Source organism: Salinarimonas sp. (assembly GCF_046292825.1).
Lineage (GTDB): Bacteria > Pseudomonadota > Alphaproteobacteria > Rhizobiales > Beijerinckiaceae > Salinarimonas.
The window spans coordinates 212,689-226,603 of record NZ_JBKBQG010000001.1 but is presented as its reverse complement, the minus strand read 5'-3'; the positions used below and the strand labels follow the sequence as shown (position 1 = coordinate 226,603).

At 70.1% G+C, this 13,915-nt stretch carries 10 protein-coding genes and 1 pseudogene; 3 read left to right on the top strand and 8 right to left on the bottom strand.

Features of this window, described 5'->3' with window-relative positions; all coding sequences use genetic code 11:
• Positions 1-219 precede the first annotated feature (219 nt).
• The 4 genes from ACK4UM_RS01100 to ACK4UM_RS01085 all read right to left on the bottom strand — a co-directional run bounded on the left by ACK4UM_RS01100 (position 220) and on the right by ACK4UM_RS01085 (position 3,918).
• Positions 220-1,002, bottom strand: a complete 783-nt coding sequence (locus ACK4UM_RS01100) for an SDR family NAD(P)-dependent oxidoreductase (protein WP_409794395.1) — start codon at positions 1,000-1,002, stop codon at positions 220-222.
• Positions 1,003-1,006: 4 nt separating this feature from the next.
• On the bottom strand, positions 1,007-2,119 hold the full coding sequence (locus ACK4UM_RS01095; RefSeq protein ID WP_409794392.1) for an ABC transporter ATP-binding protein: 1,113 nt from the start codon (positions 2,117-2,119) through the stop codon (positions 1,007-1,009).
• 70 nt (positions 2,120-2,189) lie between these two features.
• Positions 2,190-3,086 (bottom strand): SMP-30/gluconolactonase/LRE family protein, encoded by an 897-nt coding sequence (locus ACK4UM_RS01090; protein WP_409794389.1) that lies wholly within the window; start codon positions 3,084-3,086, stop codon positions 2,190-2,192.
• Positions 3,031-3,918: an IclR family transcriptional regulator gene (locus tag ACK4UM_RS01085; protein ID WP_409794386.1), complete on the bottom strand. Its 888-nt coding sequence runs from the start codon at positions 3,916-3,918 to the stop codon at positions 3,031-3,033. The genes ACK4UM_RS01090 and ACK4UM_RS01085 overlap by 56 nt, the downstream gene beginning before the upstream one ends.
• 86 nt (positions 3,919-4,004) lie before the next feature.
• Between ACK4UM_RS01085 and ACK4UM_RS01080 the strand changes: the two genes are divergently transcribed.
• On the top strand, positions 4,005-5,159 hold the full coding sequence (locus ACK4UM_RS01080) for a mandelate racemase/muconate lactonizing enzyme family protein (protein WP_409794383.1): 1,155 nt from the start codon (positions 4,005-4,007) through the stop codon (positions 5,157-5,159).
• Positions 5,160-5,307: 148 nt separating this feature from the next.
• Here ACK4UM_RS01080 and ACK4UM_RS01075 read toward each other — a convergent pair whose 3' ends face one another.
• Both ACK4UM_RS01075 and ACK4UM_RS01070 read right to left on the bottom strand, forming a co-directional pair.
• Positions 5,308-7,314, bottom strand: a complete 2,007-nt coding sequence (locus ACK4UM_RS01075) for a glycosyltransferase (RefSeq protein ID WP_409794380.1) — start codon at positions 7,312-7,314, stop codon at positions 5,308-5,310.
• Positions 7,296-8,525 (bottom strand): HlyD family secretion protein, encoded by a 1,230-nt coding sequence (locus tag ACK4UM_RS01070; protein ID WP_409794377.1) that lies wholly within the window; start codon positions 8,523-8,525, stop codon positions 7,296-7,298. The genes ACK4UM_RS01075 and ACK4UM_RS01070 overlap by 19 nt, the downstream gene beginning before the upstream one ends.
• Positions 8,526-8,706: 181 nt before the next feature.
• Here ACK4UM_RS01070 and ACK4UM_RS01065 point away from each other — a divergent pair, with 181 nt between their 5' ends.
• Both ACK4UM_RS01065 and ACK4UM_RS01060 read left to right on the top strand, forming a co-directional pair.
• On the top strand, positions 8,707-9,204 hold the full coding sequence (locus tag ACK4UM_RS01065) for a MarR family winged helix-turn-helix transcriptional regulator (RefSeq protein WP_409794374.1): 498 nt from the start codon (positions 8,707-8,709) through the stop codon (positions 9,202-9,204).
• A pseudogene (locus ACK4UM_RS01060) lies at positions 9,117-10,121 on the top strand (PAS-domain containing protein); the annotation flags it as partial. The gene ACK4UM_RS01065 and the pseudogene ACK4UM_RS01060, both read left to right, overlap by 88 nt.
• 138 nt (positions 10,122-10,259) lie before the next feature.
• Here ACK4UM_RS01060 and ACK4UM_RS01055 read toward each other — a convergent pair.
• Complete coding sequence (locus tag ACK4UM_RS01055; RefSeq protein ID WP_409794372.1) at positions 10,260-12,347, bottom strand: LamG-like jellyroll fold domain-containing protein; 2,088 nt, start codon at positions 12,345-12,347, stop codon at positions 10,260-10,262.
• On the bottom strand, positions 12,337-13,692 hold the full coding sequence (locus ACK4UM_RS01050) for a glycoside hydrolase family 68 protein (RefSeq protein ID WP_409794369.1): 1,356 nt from the start codon (positions 13,690-13,692) through the stop codon (positions 12,337-12,339). The genes ACK4UM_RS01055 and ACK4UM_RS01050 overlap by 11 nt, the downstream gene beginning before the upstream one ends.
• Positions 13,693-13,915 lie beyond the last annotated feature (223 nt).

Genomic DNA, 13,915 nt, shown 5'->3' with positions numbered 1-13,915 from the left:
ATGGGCCCATCTCTTGACGGCGTTCGGGGGGGCGGGCCCCCCCCCGGGGCCGGTCAGCGCGCCCGCGGCCACGAGGGCGGCGGCGGCGACGCCGAAGGCGCGCCGGGACAGAAGGCTCTTCATGATCGTTTCCTCCGTTGCGTTCCGTCGTGGAAGCGCGGTTGTCCGTTCCAGTCGCGGGCCGTTCGGCCTTCTGTTGCTTGCCGCAGCGTCTACCCGTCAGACCACGCCGGCATCGACGATGAAGGTCTGCGAGGTGACGAGGCGGGAATCGTCGGCTGCGAGCCACAGGGCCATCCGCGCGATGTCGGGCGGCGCGAGATGTTCCTTGAGGCATTGCTGATCGAGATAGGCGGCGAACTTCTCGGGCGCAGTCGCCTGCGCCCGCGTCACCTGTCGTTCGGTGAGCACCCAGCCCGGCGCGATGCAATTGACGCGGATGGCCTTGGTGCCCCACTCGCGCGCGAGGGAGCGGGTCAGCCCGGCGACGGCGGATTTCGCGGTCGTGTAGGCGACGAGGCCGGCCGCGCCCATCATCCACGAGATCGACCCGAGATTGACGATCGCCCCCCCGCCCGCCGCCGCCATCGGCTCGGCCACGGCCTGCGCGGCGAAGAACTGATGACGGAGATTGACGGCGAAACGCTCGTCCCAGTAATCCGGCTCGATCGTCGCCACGGGGTGGCGATCGTCGTTGCCGGCATTGTTGACGAGCACCCGGAAGGCGCCCGTCTCCGAAGCGAGATCGGCGATCGCGGCGCGGGTCGCCGCGACGTCGACGAGATCGACCACGCGATGGCGGACACGCACGCCCGTCTCCGCCTCGATGTCGCCCGCCGTCGCCTCCGCCGTCCGCGCATCGCGCTCGAGGAAGGCGACACGGGCACCCTGCTCGGCGAAATGGGCGACGAGCGAGGCGCCGATGCCCGACCCTCCGCCCGTGACGAGGACGGGGCGTCCGACAAGGCTCGGGTATCGCGCGAAGGCGGACGTGGTCTGCATCGGCTCAGGCTGCGCTCGAGAGGGTTCGTTCGGAGGGGCGAAGGCTCGCGCCGTCGGAGGCGAAGACATGGACCAATCGCTCGTCCAGGACCGCCGCGACGGTCTCGCCGATGCGCACCGAGCGCTCGCCGGGCACGCGGACGAGAAGCGGCTGAGCGAGCCCCTGCGTCTCGAGATAGACGTAGGTGTCCGAGCCGAGCTGCTCGACCATGACGATCCGTCCGGGCAGCCCGCCCGCGCGACCAGGCTCGGCGAGCGCCACGTGCTCGGGACGCACGCCCACCGTCACCTCGGCGTCCGCGCTCGTGCAGGCGCAGACCGAAATCTCCGAGCCGCTCGGCAAGGCGAGACGGACGCTGCGCCCGTCGGCGCGCCCGACGACGCGCGCCGGCAGGAAGTTCATCTTCGGCGAGCCGATGAAGCCCGCGACGAAGACGTTCGCCGGCTCCCGGTACAGGCTGATCGGCGAGCCGACCTGCTCGACGCGACCATCGCGCATCACGACGATGCGATCGGCGAGCGTCATCGCCTCGGTCTGGTCGTGCGTGACGTAGATCGTCGTCGTGCCGAGCCGCTCCTTGAGGCGCGCGAGCTCGAAGCGCATCTCCACCCGCAGGGCGGCGTCGAGGTTCGAGAGAGGTTCGTCGAAGAGGAAGATCCGCGGTTCGCGCACGATGGCCCGGCCGATCGCGACGCGTTGGCGTTGCCCGCCCGAAAGCTCGCGCGGCTTGCGATGGAGGAGATGGCCGATGCGCAGGATCTCGGCCGCCTGGTTCACCCGCGTGGCGATCTCCGCCTTGGGACGCCCCGCGAGGCGCAGGGCGTAGCCCATGTTCTCGGCCACCGACATGTGCGGATAGAGCGCGTAGGACTGGAACACCATCGCGAGCCCCCTGCGGGCCGGCGGAACGTCGTTCACGACCTCTCCGTCGATGGCGATCGTCCCGCTCGAAACCTCGTCGAGCCCGCAGACGAGGCGAAGCAAGGTCGACTTCCCGCAGCCGGAGGGACCCACGAAGACCGCGAACTCCCCCTCGCCCACGTCGAGATCGATCCCGTGCAGGACGGGAACGTCGCCGAAGCTCTTCGTCACGGATCGGATTGCGAGATGGGCCATGATCTCGGGTCTTTCTCTTCTCTCTTCTCTGATCTCGAACGGCCGCGTCTTGCGTCGCGCCGGTCCGGGCTCAGCCGGCGAAGGCGGTCTCGGGCAGGCCCCTGACGCCGGTCTCGATCGCGAAGACGCTGCCGGAAAGCGGGCTGTCGGCGAGCTGCGCGGCCGACAGGCGGATGCGGGCGGAGGTCACGTAGAGCGTCGTCATGTCGGGACCGCCGAAAGCGCAGCTCGTCGGGCGCGGGACCGGCAGGTTGACGACGCGGTCGACCTTGCCGTCCGGGTCGTGGCGCACGACGCACCAACCGTCCCATTGCGCGACCCAGACGAACCCCTCCGAATCGACGGCCATTCCGTCCGGAACGCCATGGCCTTCAGGGATTTCGGCGAAGACGCGTCGATCGGCGATCGCACCGCTCTCCAGATCGAAATCGTAGACGTAGATCGTTCGCCGCGCGCTGTCGGTGAAGTAGAAGCGGCGGTCGTCCGGGCTCCAGCCGAGACCGTTCGACACGTGGAACCCGGTATCCATGAGATGCACGCGCCCGTCGGCGTCGAAGCGGTAGAGGCTGCCCGCATCCGGCGTGGCGTCGATGGCGAGGGTGCCGGCCCAGAAGCGGCCGCGCCGATCGCATTTGCCGTCGTTGAAGCGATTTCCCGGACGGTCCGCCTCCGGCGACGCGAGCATCGTCGACGCGCCGGTCGTCAGATCGACCGCCTTGAAGCCGGTCTGCATCGCAGCCACGTAGCCGCCACGGACCCGCGGCACCACCGCGCTGACGAGTTCGGGCATGCGCACGCTCGTCGACTTGCCGGTCGCCGGATCGCTGACGTGGATCGCCGGGGCGAGGATGTCGACCCAGAGGAGCTTGCGCTCGGCCGTGAGCCAATGCGGGCCCTCGCCCAGGAACGCGCTATCGGGCAGGACGCAACGCACGTCGGCGCGCACGGGGCCGAGGGGCTTGTCCACGATGTTGCGACATGAAGCTCTGCCCTGCATTGCCCGATACCCGGCGGGCGGCTTCGAGGACGTCGCGTCCGAGCGCATGGAGGCGATCGGGCGGCAGGCGGAAGGCGGGGCCGAGAACGCAGACGGCGCCGAGCGGCCGGGCGCGATGGTCGAGAATCGCGGCCGCGACGGAATTCACCCCCTCCGACTGCTCTTCCACCGAGATCGCATAGCCGCGCGCCTTGGTCAGATCGAGCTCGCGCACCAAAGCCTCGCGATCGACGATGGTGTTGGGCGTGTGGCGCGTGAGTTCGAGGGTCGCGAGCAGGCGATGGCGCATCGCCGGATCGAGATGGGCGATGATCGCCTTGCCGGCGGAGCCCGCGTGAGCCGAGGCGCGCCCGCCGACGCCGTTCGCCAGCCGGACGGTGCGCAGCGCCTCGCGCTGATCGATGTAGAGGATCTCGCCGCCGTCGAGCACGGCGAGACGCACCGCCTCGTCGGTCAGATCGCGCAATCGCTCGAGCTCCGGCTCGGCGGCGCCCCTGAGGTCGAACCCGTTCCAGACGCGATGCGCCATCTCGAAGAGGCGCACGCCGAGCCGATAGGTCTGCGTGCGTTCGTCGAATTGCAGGAAGCGCCCCTCGACGAGGACGGCGAGCATGCGGTGAACCGTACCCTTCGGCAGGCCCGCCGCGGCGACGATCTCGGAGAAGCGCAGCGGCTGCGGCGCGTCCGCGACGAGGTCGAGGAGGGAGAGGCCGCGGGTGAGAGCCTGCGCGCCGGGGACGCCGCGGGCGGCACCGTCGTCGTCGGTCGGCTCTAAGACCCGCATCTCTCGCGTGGCGGTCATCGCGCGCTCCCTCATGCGGCCTTGACCTCAGCCGCTTGCTCGTTTCATATCGTGGAAGTCAGTTCCACGTCAAGAGGGCATGCGGCATGGGTGTGGTGATCGAAGCCGAGGCGTTTCTCGTGCGAATGCCCTTCGTCGAGGACATCCAATGGGGCTCCGGCGCCCGCTCGGGCACCACGCGGCTCGTGGTGCGGGTTCTGACCGATGCCGGCATTGAAGGCTGGGGCGAGAGCATCTCGCTCATCGACGCCGTGCCGGCCGTCCTGCGCAACGCGGTTCTCCCGCTGGTCGCCGGCTACGACGTGGCCGACGTGGAGCGCTTCCACCGGCACGTTCTCGGCGCGGGCTACTACCATCACAAACGCGCCGCCGTGATGGCGATCGCGGCCGTCGAGACGGCGCTCTGGGACGCGTTCGGCAAGGAGGTCGGACGCCCCCTCCACGCGCTGTGGGGAGGCCTCTGGCGCGAGCGCGTCGAGGCCAGCGCCTACGTCTTCGTGTCCCGACCGGATGCGATGCGACGCCGGATCGACTATTTCTTGGAACGCGGTTTCAGCACATTCAAGGTCAAGATCGGCGTCGACGAGGCGAGCGACGTCTCCATCGTGGAGACCGCGCGGCGGGCCATCGGCGATCTGCCGCTGCGGGCGGACGTCAACGGCGCCTGGACGCCCGGCACGGCGCGGCGTCAGCTCGCCCGGCTCGCGCCCTTCGATCTGGCTTACGTGGAACAGCCGCTCGAGCTCGACGATCTCCAAGGCCACGCGGATCTGAGGCGCGCCGGTCCGACGCCCATCGCGCTCGACGAGAGCGCCTACACCTTGAGCGACGTCGGCAACATCGTCCGCGCCGGCGCAGCCGACGTCGTGCTCCTCGACCCGCACGAGGCCGGAGGCTTGTGGCAGGTCGTCAAGCAGGCGGCGATCTGCGAATCGGTCGGCATACCGGTGACGCTCCACTCAGGCGGCGAGCTCGCGCTCTCGCAGGCCGCCTATGTCCACCTCGCCGCAGCGATCCCGAACATGAGCCTCGCGATCGACACCGAGCGCGATTATCTCGCCGACGACGTCGCGCCCGATGCGCCGCGTCTGGAGGACGGGCGTTTCGAGGTGCCGCGCGCGCCGGGTCTCGGCGTAACGGTCGACCGGGAGAAACTCGAGCGCTATCGCGTCGGGGAGATCGCGGGGGCCTATCTCGATCCCGCGCGGCCTCGTTGGTTTCCGATCAAGCCCGCTTATTGAATCGACCGGATCAGGCATGTCGGAGAAGATCATGGATCGCCCGCTCGTCGCCATCCTACGCGGGGTCACGCCGAGCGATGCCGCCTCCGTCGCCACGGCTCTCGTCGGGGCCGGCATCACGAGCGGTGAAGCTTGCCGGGCGCTTTCCTCAGGCGGTGCGACGGCGGTTCGCGCCGAAGGCGCGGCCGAGGAGGCGCCACGACAAGGCGGACTTGTCGATCCGCGCCACGTCCTGCGAATAGCCGCCGGTATAGAGCTTGCGGATCATGGCGTCGCGCGCCTCGCCCTCGAGATCGTAGTGGACGTGCAGGTAATGGTGACGCGTGTCGTGCGCGCGCGCGAGGCGTCGCCTGCGCCGGGTGACCGCCCGGATCTCGCCCGTGAAGGCCGGCACGTCGGCGATGCGCACCGCGATCTCCTGCGAGGCGAAGCGGGTCTTCACCGGCACCGCGACGACCATCTTGTCGAGCGCGACGCTCACCGCCTCGCCGATGATCTCGTCGTCGAGGATCACGGATTCGCGGGTGGCGAAGGCGTCGAGCAGGCGGCGCGGCCGCTCGAAACAGGCGAGCGCCGCGATGGCGAGCACGACGATGTTGAGCCCGGCCCACCAGAAGGCCACGACTGAGAAGCGCCCGTCCTCGATGCGCTGGAACTCCGGCACGATGTTGACGAGGAGCCCCGTCGCGGTGAGCGCGATCAGCGCCGCGATCCAGGTAAAGCTGTAGACGTCGTAGAGGCCCGTCTCGTTGCCGCTGCCTTTCGGCGTGACCTTGAACGGCTTGCCGAAGGGACGCACCAGGCTCGAGATCACCGTCGGCAACATCCGGAAGGTTGCGAAGACGCCGACCGCGCTCGAGACGAGCGGCAGATAGCGGGTGGGCGTGAGCCAGGCCATCAAGAGGAAATAGGCGGCGAGCACGGGGAACTGATAGGAGACGAGCTCGGCGACGTCGGTGAAGTGGAGCGGCGCGAGCCCCGTCCACAGATAGACGATCGGCACGAGGAGCGTCGCGAAGCGCACGACGTATTGCACGACCCAGGAGGTCGGCAGGAACATCAGACGCTGGAACAGGTTCAGGCCCGGCCCGCGGATCGGGCCGTTGTGGAGGTAGAGCGTCTGGATGCCGCCCTGGCACCAGCGCTCGCGCTGGACGAAATAGCCCTCGAGCGTCTCCGCCGCGAGCCCCATCGAGAGGCGCTCGTTCAGGTAGCGCGTCTTGTAGCCCTTGTTGAGCATGGAGAGCGTCGTGAGGAGGTCCTCCGTGATCGACTCGGTCGGAAAGCCGCCGATGGCGTCCAGCGCCTTGCGGCGCGCGATCGAGCAGGAGCCGCAACAGAAGCTCACGTCCCAGGCGTCGCGGCTCGGCGCCATCTCGTCGAAGAACAGTCGCTGCTCGTCCGGCCACAGCCGCTCGATGCCGAGATTGGTTTGGATCGGGTCGGCGTTGAAGAAGTGCTGCGGGGTCTGGACGATCCCGATCGTCTCGTCGGAGAAGAAGGGCAGCGTCCGGCGCAGAAAGGCGCGGTAGGGCACGAAATCCGCGTCGAAGACGGCGATGAAGTCTCCCGACGAGACGGAGAGGCCGTGGTTCATGTTGCCGGCCTTGGCATGCGAATTGTCGGGCCGCACGACGTGGATCGCGCCCTTGCGCTCGCAGAACTCCCGCAGCCAGTCGCGCCTCTTGTCGTCGAGCACGTAGACCTTGAGCTTCTCCTTCGGATAATCGAGCGAGAGCGCCCCCACGATCGTGCGCTCGAGAACGTCGAGCGGCTCGTTATAGGTCGGGATGAAGACGTCGACGCTCGGCAGGTCGCTCGCGTCGCGATCGAAGAAGGCCGGCGCGAGGGCATCGGCCTGCGCGCTGCGATCGACGAAGCGGCTCATCGCGACGAGGAAGAGGACGATGTCGACGAAGGCGAGGAGTTCGATTCCGAACAGGAACCAGACCCAGTAGAAGCCGAGCCCGTCGGCGGGCTGCGGCAGGACGGTCTCGGTGAGGCGCCAATACAGGTATCGACCGGCGACCGCGAGGACGAAGACGCAGGTTAGCGCCCGCGTCCAGGTGCGATGCCGCGACCAGTTGAACGTGCCGAGGAGGAAGAAGGCGACGACGAGCGCGGTCGGCGCGAGCGCTACGAGATACTGAACCATAGGCTCTGCAACCACCGGCGAAGGGGAAGGCCGTCACGCTGGAACCGGACCTGGACGCTGCGTCCGACCTGACAATAATTGTCGAAATCGTCGTTCAGATCCGACGCGGCGAGCGCGACGCGGATGCGCGCGTTGCGACCCACGCCCGCCGGCGGGGTCGCGGCGAGCGTGACCTCCTCGACGACCGCCGCGCTGCCGCGCACCGAGAGGACGCGCCCATCGAGCGTCGACTCCCGCCCCAGGAGCCGCACCTCGGCCGAGCGCCCGGGATAGATGACGTCGTAATCGACCTCCGGCACGAGGATGTCGACGAATAGGTCGCGACAATCGAGGAGGCGGACCATCTCCTGGCCGACGACGACGTTCGAGCCGTCGACGACGTTGTTGCGCCACACGACCCCGCCGAAGGGCGAGACGACCGTCGCGTCCGCGAGCGTCTCGACGCGGCGCGTCTCCTCCGCGAGCTGCAGCCCGATCTCGTCGGCGCGGGTGCGGTTCTCCGCGATGCGCTGGTCGATGTCCGCGATCTGGACGAGGAGTTCGTCGCGGCGCTGGCGCGAATAGGGCACGTCGTTCTGTCCGTCGCCGACGAACACGCCCTGCTCCAGCGCCACGAGGCGGTTCTCGATCCGCTCGGCCTGGAGCCGCGCGGTCTCGACCCGGCCGCCGGAGAAGACCTGCGCGGCCCGTGCCTGCTCGATCGCGCTCTCGGCGACGATGCCCGACGTGCCGAGCGTCTCCCGGCGCAGGAGCTCGCTCGCCGCGGCGCTCTCCTGCGCCCGCGAGACCTCCATGTCGCCGCGCAGGATCTCGAGTTCCTGGCGCAGGTCCGCGATGAGCGCGGTGCGATAGGCTACGACCCGGTCCTCCAGCTCGCGCGCCAGGGCCTCGAGCGATCCGCGCTGACGCTCCAGCGCCGCCACGCGCTCGAGGGCGGTGTTGCGCTCGGCCGCGAGCGAGGTCAGGATCGCGCGGTTGACGCGGTCGTTGTGGAGGGCGACGAGCGGCTCGCCGTCCGCGACCCGCGAGCCGACCTTCGGCGGGGTGTCGGCGACGATCCCCTCGATGGGGGCGCTGATGACGGCGAAGCGGGCGTTGACCGTTCCGTCGAGAGAGGTGTGGCCCGTCAGGCCGGGCAGGAGCACCAGGATCGCGGTCGCGAGGAGCGCTAGACCCACGGCGATGCGCACGAAGCGATTGTTCCAGATCATCGGAAGGCTCGGAGAGAAGGGGCGGCGTAGCGGGCGGGTGCGGGAGCGAGCGGCGCGGCGGCACCACGAATCCGTTGAAACACACAATCGGCTTGCGCGCAATTCAATTTTGCGCCATTAAAATTCGAACGAACCTCCCGCGCAGGGCCCGCGCGGACTGCTCATGCGAAAGACGAGCGCCATGGACGACGTCGTCCGCCTGGAAAACCAGCTCTGCTTCGCCGTCTACGCGGCGAGCCACGCCTTCAATGCCGCCTACACGCCGCTCCTCGAGCCGCTCGGACTCACCTATCCGCAATATCTCGTCCTCATGACGCTCTGGGAGGAGGACGGTCGGACGGTGTCCGGCATCGGCGAGCCGCTCGACCTCGATTCGGGCACGCTGACGCCGCTCCTCAAGCGCATGGAGGCGGCCGGGCTCGTGCGGCGCGCGCGCGACCCCGACGACGAACGGCGGGTTCGCGTCTTCGTGACGCCGAAGGGGCGCGCGCTCGAGCGCGATGCGACCGAGATCCAGCGGTCGCTGTCCTGCGTCGTCGGCGGCGCGGAGGACGCCGCCGCGCTGCGGACGAGCCTCGAGAAGCTGACGCAATGCCTGCGGGGGATCGGGACGGCGGATGCGCCGATCGCGATCGAGGCCGCCGGACGCCGTCGCCCCCGTCGCTCGAAGAAGGCGTGACCGCCATGCGTCCTCTCCTCTCCCGAGAGGAGGCGGCCCGGCTCGCCTCCCTGCGCGCGCTCGAGATCGTGGGAACCGGTCCCGACCCGGGCATCGACGCGATCTGCCGGGCGGCACGGCATCTGTTCGGCGTGCCGATCGTCCTCGTGTCGCTCGTCGAAGAGAACGAGCAATGGTTCAAGGCGCGGTGCGGGGTCGACGTCGAGAAGACCTCGCGGGCGGTCTCCTTCTGCGCCCACGCGATCCTCGAGGACGACGTCTTCGTGGTGAAGGACGCGCGCAGCGACCCGCGATTTTCCGACAACCCGCTCGTCACCGGCGAGCCCTTCATCCGCTCCTATGCCGGCGCGCCGATCGCCCTCGAGCCCGGGCTGCGGCTCGGCACGTTGTGCATCGCCGACAGCGCGCCACGGCGCTTCGAGGACGAGGACCTCGTCGCCTTGCGCGACATGGCGGAGGCGGTCACCGCGCTGATCCGTCTCCACAAGGCGCGCCTCGAAGCGCGTCGCGAGGCCGAGACGCTCGCGCGCAGCGAGGCTCTGGTCGACGCGCAGCGAGCCGAGCTCGCCGAGCGGAAGGCTCGGCTCAAGACCACGCTCGAAAACATCGACCAGGGCATTCTGATGGTCGACGGGCGCGGCGTCGTGCAGGTCTTCAACGAGCGCGCCTGTACCCTCCTCGACCTCCCCTCCGCGATGCTCGCCGAACGGCCGAACATCGCCGAGGTCGTCGAGCGGCAGGTCGCCGCCGGCGACTTTCCCGGTGCGACCGCCGAATTCGTCGAGATGGTCAAGCGCGCGGGGCTCGACGGGCGCTCCGGCACCTACGCGCGCGTCCGCAGCAACGGCACTGTCGTCGAGGTGCGCGTCGTGCCGCTGCCCGACGGCGGCAGCGTGCGGACCTATACCGACGTCACCGCGGCGCGGCGTGTCCTCGACGCGCTGCGCGACAACGAAGAACGCCTCGCGCTTGCCCTCGACGCGAGCCCGCGGAGGGCGCGCGCGCAAGCGCGACCGCCATCAAAGACGCGTGAGCGGCGCCGATCAGGCGGCCGGCTACTCGGCTGCCAGGCCCTCGACGCGCAGCTCCTCCACCCGCGCCCCGCCGTCGCCCGCGAGCGTGAGGCCGCGCGCGTCCGCGCTCTGCGGATAGAGGATCACGCCGAAGGGCCGCCCCGCGATCGTCCCCGACACGGCCCCGCCGTCGACGAGGACCGCGAAGGCGACGCGCTCGGCGGGCGAGACGGCGCCGGTGCGGATGTCGTCGTGGGCATAGGGGGCGGTCGAGGCGGCGCTGCGGTCGAGGCGCACGACGCCCTCGGCCGGACGCAGGCGCAGGCGGGTGACCTCCCCGCTCGTCTCGCTCGCGAGAAGCCCGAGAACCGCCTCCCCGCCCTCGGGGACGACGAGCGTGCCGGTCACGAGGACGGGCTCCTCGCTCGTCGCGAGCGCGAGCGGCTCGGCCTCGAGCGCGACGTCGGCGAGCGCGGCGCGCGGCGCGGAGAAGCGCCCGCGAAAGGGTTCGGGGAGCGCGGCGCAGAGCCGGCCGTCATCCTCCGGACACAGGCTCAGCGCGAAAGGCAGCGACAGCGCGTGCACCCAGCCCGCCGCACGGCGCAGGTCTTCCGGCCGCTGGCCGGCATCGGGGACGATGCCGATCGCGATCGTGCGCCCGTCCTCGTCGTCGGCGAGGCTCGGTGCGAGGAGGGTGCGGAAGAGGTCGAAATCGTGCGGGGCGGGATCGTCGGGGACGAAGCGGACGCCGTCGAAGCGGCCCAGCCAATAATGCGTGCGCGCCTCGGCATCGGCGAGCACGGGCGTGCCCATGAGGAGCCAGCGATCGGCAAAGGGCCGCAAGACCGGCAATTCCCAGAACTCCCCCGGCATCTCGACGCCGCCCGTGTCGAATTCGCCGAGAAAGGTCCAGTCCTGAGTGTCCCGCGAGGCGAAGGCGAGGACGAGGGGGGCATCGTGCGCGAGCGTGCCTGAGCCGATCAGCGCGAGATAGCCGTCCCCGTTCCGCAGGACGAAGGGATCGCGCATGTCCTGGAAACCTTCCGGAGTGTCGTAGCGCACGGCGAAGTCGCGTCGCTCGAGCCGCCCGTCCGGCTGCATCACCGCGCGGCCGAGGCCTGAGCGCTCGCCGTTCACGCCCGTATAGAGCGCGACGGGAGGCTCGGTCTGCGGGATCCAATTGCCGACCCAGACGCCGCGGCGGTCGAAACCGGTCGAGGGCACGAGCGCGGGCGGTCGCGCCTGCCAGGCGGCGAGATCCTCCGAGACGAGATGCCCCCAGACGATGTGGTCCCAGAAGGCGCCGTTCGGGTTCGCCTGATGGTAGAGGTGCCAGAGGCCGTCGCGGCGGATCAGCGCGTGCGGCTCGTTGGTCCAGCCGATCGGCGGCATCGGGTGGACGCGCGGGCGCAGGGGATCGGCCGCCTGCCAGGCGGCGGGGACGGAGAGATCGGGCGGCGCGAGCGGACGCGACGTCGGCAGCGCGCTCTCGTCGCCCCCTTCGGTGACGGTCACGCCGGCCAAGAGCCCGTTCCAGACGCCGTAGGGGTGGACGTCGCGCGCGCCCGCATGGAGCGAGCGGCCGAGCGCGAGGGGGCCCTCGATCCGCTCGGGCGGCGCGCCGGGGCTCTCCGCCACGAGGGCGCCGTCGACGTAGAGCCGCGCGCCCTCCCTGTCGACGATGCCGGCGAGGTGCACCCAGCGGCCGAGCGGCAGCGCCTCGAGGCTCGCCGCGCGCAGATCGCCGACGACGAATTCCGGTTCCAGCCATTCGCCGACCGCAAGCCGCAGATGCGGCCCCTCCGCGGCCTCCGCGAGGTGGATCACCGACGCGGTCTCGACCGGCGGCGAGGCGATCGCGACGAAGGCGGAGATCGTGAGCCCGCCCGACAGGTCGATCGCGACCGCACCCTCGCTCTCCCCCCACGTGGAGTTGCCGTCGAAGCGCAGAGCCGTCCCCTCCCCAGCCGCGACCGGCACGAGCGCGCGATAGGGCGCGTGCACGGGCAGCGGGGGCACGAGACCGCCCTCGACGCGCAGGCGCCCGTCCTCGAGGTCGAGCCCAGCCGCCGCGCTCGCGTGGAGCGATGCGGCGGCAAGCGCGAGGAGCACGGCGCGCTCAGCGCGCATTGTCGCTTTCCGTCACCGTCACGATCGCGCCGTCGAAGCCCAGGCGGAAGAGCGGGCCGGGTCCGCCGTAGAATTCGCGCTCCTCGTAGGCGGGATCGAGCGCGAAGCCCCAGGTCTCGTTGAGATAGCTCATCACGTGTCCGTCGGGCAGGACGAGGTAGGAATAGGTCTGCCCCTCCGCCTCGCGTGGATTGGCGGCGACGAGGCCGTGCTCGTTGAGCGGCACCCAGCGCCCGGTGAGCCGCCCGCTCGGCGAATGGAAGCCGTAGAGCCCGCGCGGCCCCTGCACGTCGGGCCCGAAGGTGAAGTCGTGCGTGGAGAAGAACAGGTAGGCCTCGCCGTCGCGATAGATCACGTGCGGGCGCTCGAGCTGCGAATTGACGCCGATCGAGACGATGATCGGCGGATCGAGGCGCCATTGGCCGTCGTCGGTGCGCGTCATCAGACCGACCACCCCGTTGTACGGCCCCGGGACGCCCGCGCCGTTCGCCGTGAACAGGATGTGCTCGCGCCCGGTCATCGGGTCGAGCATGAATTCCGGGTCGCGGAAGCCGTAGACGGCGTCGCTCGCCAGATAGGTCTCGATCGTGTCGTACCAGAATCCGTCGGCCTCGCCGATGATCCGGTGCTCGCCGAAATCGGAGAAGGCGATCCCGTCCTCGCTCGCCGAGACGGCGGCCGTCACCGAGGCGAGACGCTGCTCGACGAGCGGGCGCCCGGCGGCTTCGTTGTGGATCGAGATCCGGCGATCGGGCATGTCCTCTTCGAGGCTCGGCGCATCGGGCCGGCCGACGGCGGTGTAGTAGAAGGTGATCTGCCGCGTGTCGGGATCGTAGAAGGTCGAGCCCGCCCATTGGCGCGAGCCGAGCCCCTCCTCGCGCGTGAAGACGATGCCGCCGGGCCGCCATTCGCCGTCGCGGGTGTACCAGTAGCGCCAGGTCGAGAGGGTGAAGAACTCGTGGCCGGTGTCCTCGACCTCCTGCCATTCGGCGGAGAGGCCGACCTTGATCACCCAGCCGTCGATCTCGGCGATCGCGCCGTCGGGCGTGCGCACCGGCCAGGCGTCCCAGACGTAGATGCCGTCCTCGAAGAACGCGTCACGCTCGTGGATCATCAGCGGCAATGTCACCGGCGCGTCCTGGCCGATGCGCCCGGCGGCCTCCTGCGACCAGACCGAGGCCATGTGGCCCGGAAAGCGGAAGATGCCGGGCGTGGCCATGCCGCTCTGATCGGCATGCGCCATCGGCTCCGCGAGCGGGGGCGAGGCCTGTGCGGGATGGTGGGCGGTAGCGAGCGCGAGCGCGGTCGCCGAGGCGGCCGCGAGCGCCAAACGGCTCGTCGTCATGCGTGTCGTCTCATCGCCCCCGCGAATGGCGGCCGCGCTCGGCGCGGCGATGACCCTTGTCCTCGGGCTGGGAATGCGGACTCAACGCGGTCGCGGCCGGATCGTTTCGCCGCTCGCGACGCACGCGCGGATCGCCGAAAAAGCGCCGAACCGTCTGCGAGAGGCGGCTACGATTTGCGATTTCGCAACGCGGCACGGCTCTTTTCGTGCGCTTCTCGGGTCG

Bases quoted from the DNA above. Each gene is read 5' to 3' on its own strand.
- ACK4UM_RS01100 (WP_409794395.1), bottom strand. From the start codon at position 1,002: ATGCAGACCACGTCCGCCTTCGCGCGATACCCGAGCCTTGTCGGACGC.
- ACK4UM_RS01095 (WP_409794392.1), bottom strand. From the start codon at position 2,119: ATGGCCCATCTCGCAATCCGATCCGTGACGAAGAGCTTCGGCGACGTT.
- ACK4UM_RS01085 (WP_409794386.1), bottom strand. From the start codon at position 3,918: ATGACCGCCACGCGAGAGATGCGGGTCTTAGAGCCGACCGACGACGAC.
- ACK4UM_RS01080 (WP_409794383.1), top strand. From the start codon at position 4,005: ATGGGTGTGGTGATCGAAGCCGAGGCGTTTCTCGTGCGAATGCCCTTC.
- ACK4UM_RS01075 (WP_409794380.1), bottom strand. From the start codon at position 7,314: ATGGTTCAGTATCTCGTAGCGCTCGCGCCGACCGCGCTCGTCGTCGCC.
- ACK4UM_RS01070 (WP_409794377.1), bottom strand. From the start codon at position 8,525: ATGATCTGGAACAATCGCTTCGTGCGCATCGCCGTGGGTCTAGCGCTC.
- ACK4UM_RS01065 (WP_409794374.1), top strand. From the start codon at position 8,707: ATGGACGACGTCGTCCGCCTGGAAAACCAGCTCTGCTTCGCCGTCTAC.
- ACK4UM_RS01055 (WP_409794372.1), bottom strand. From the start codon at position 12,347: ATGCGCGCTGAGCGCGCCGTGCTCCTCGCGCTTGCCGCCGCATCGCTC.
- ACK4UM_RS01050 (WP_409794369.1), bottom strand. From the start codon at position 13,692: ATGACGACGAGCCGTTTGGCGCTCGCGGCCGCCTCGGCGACCGCGCTC.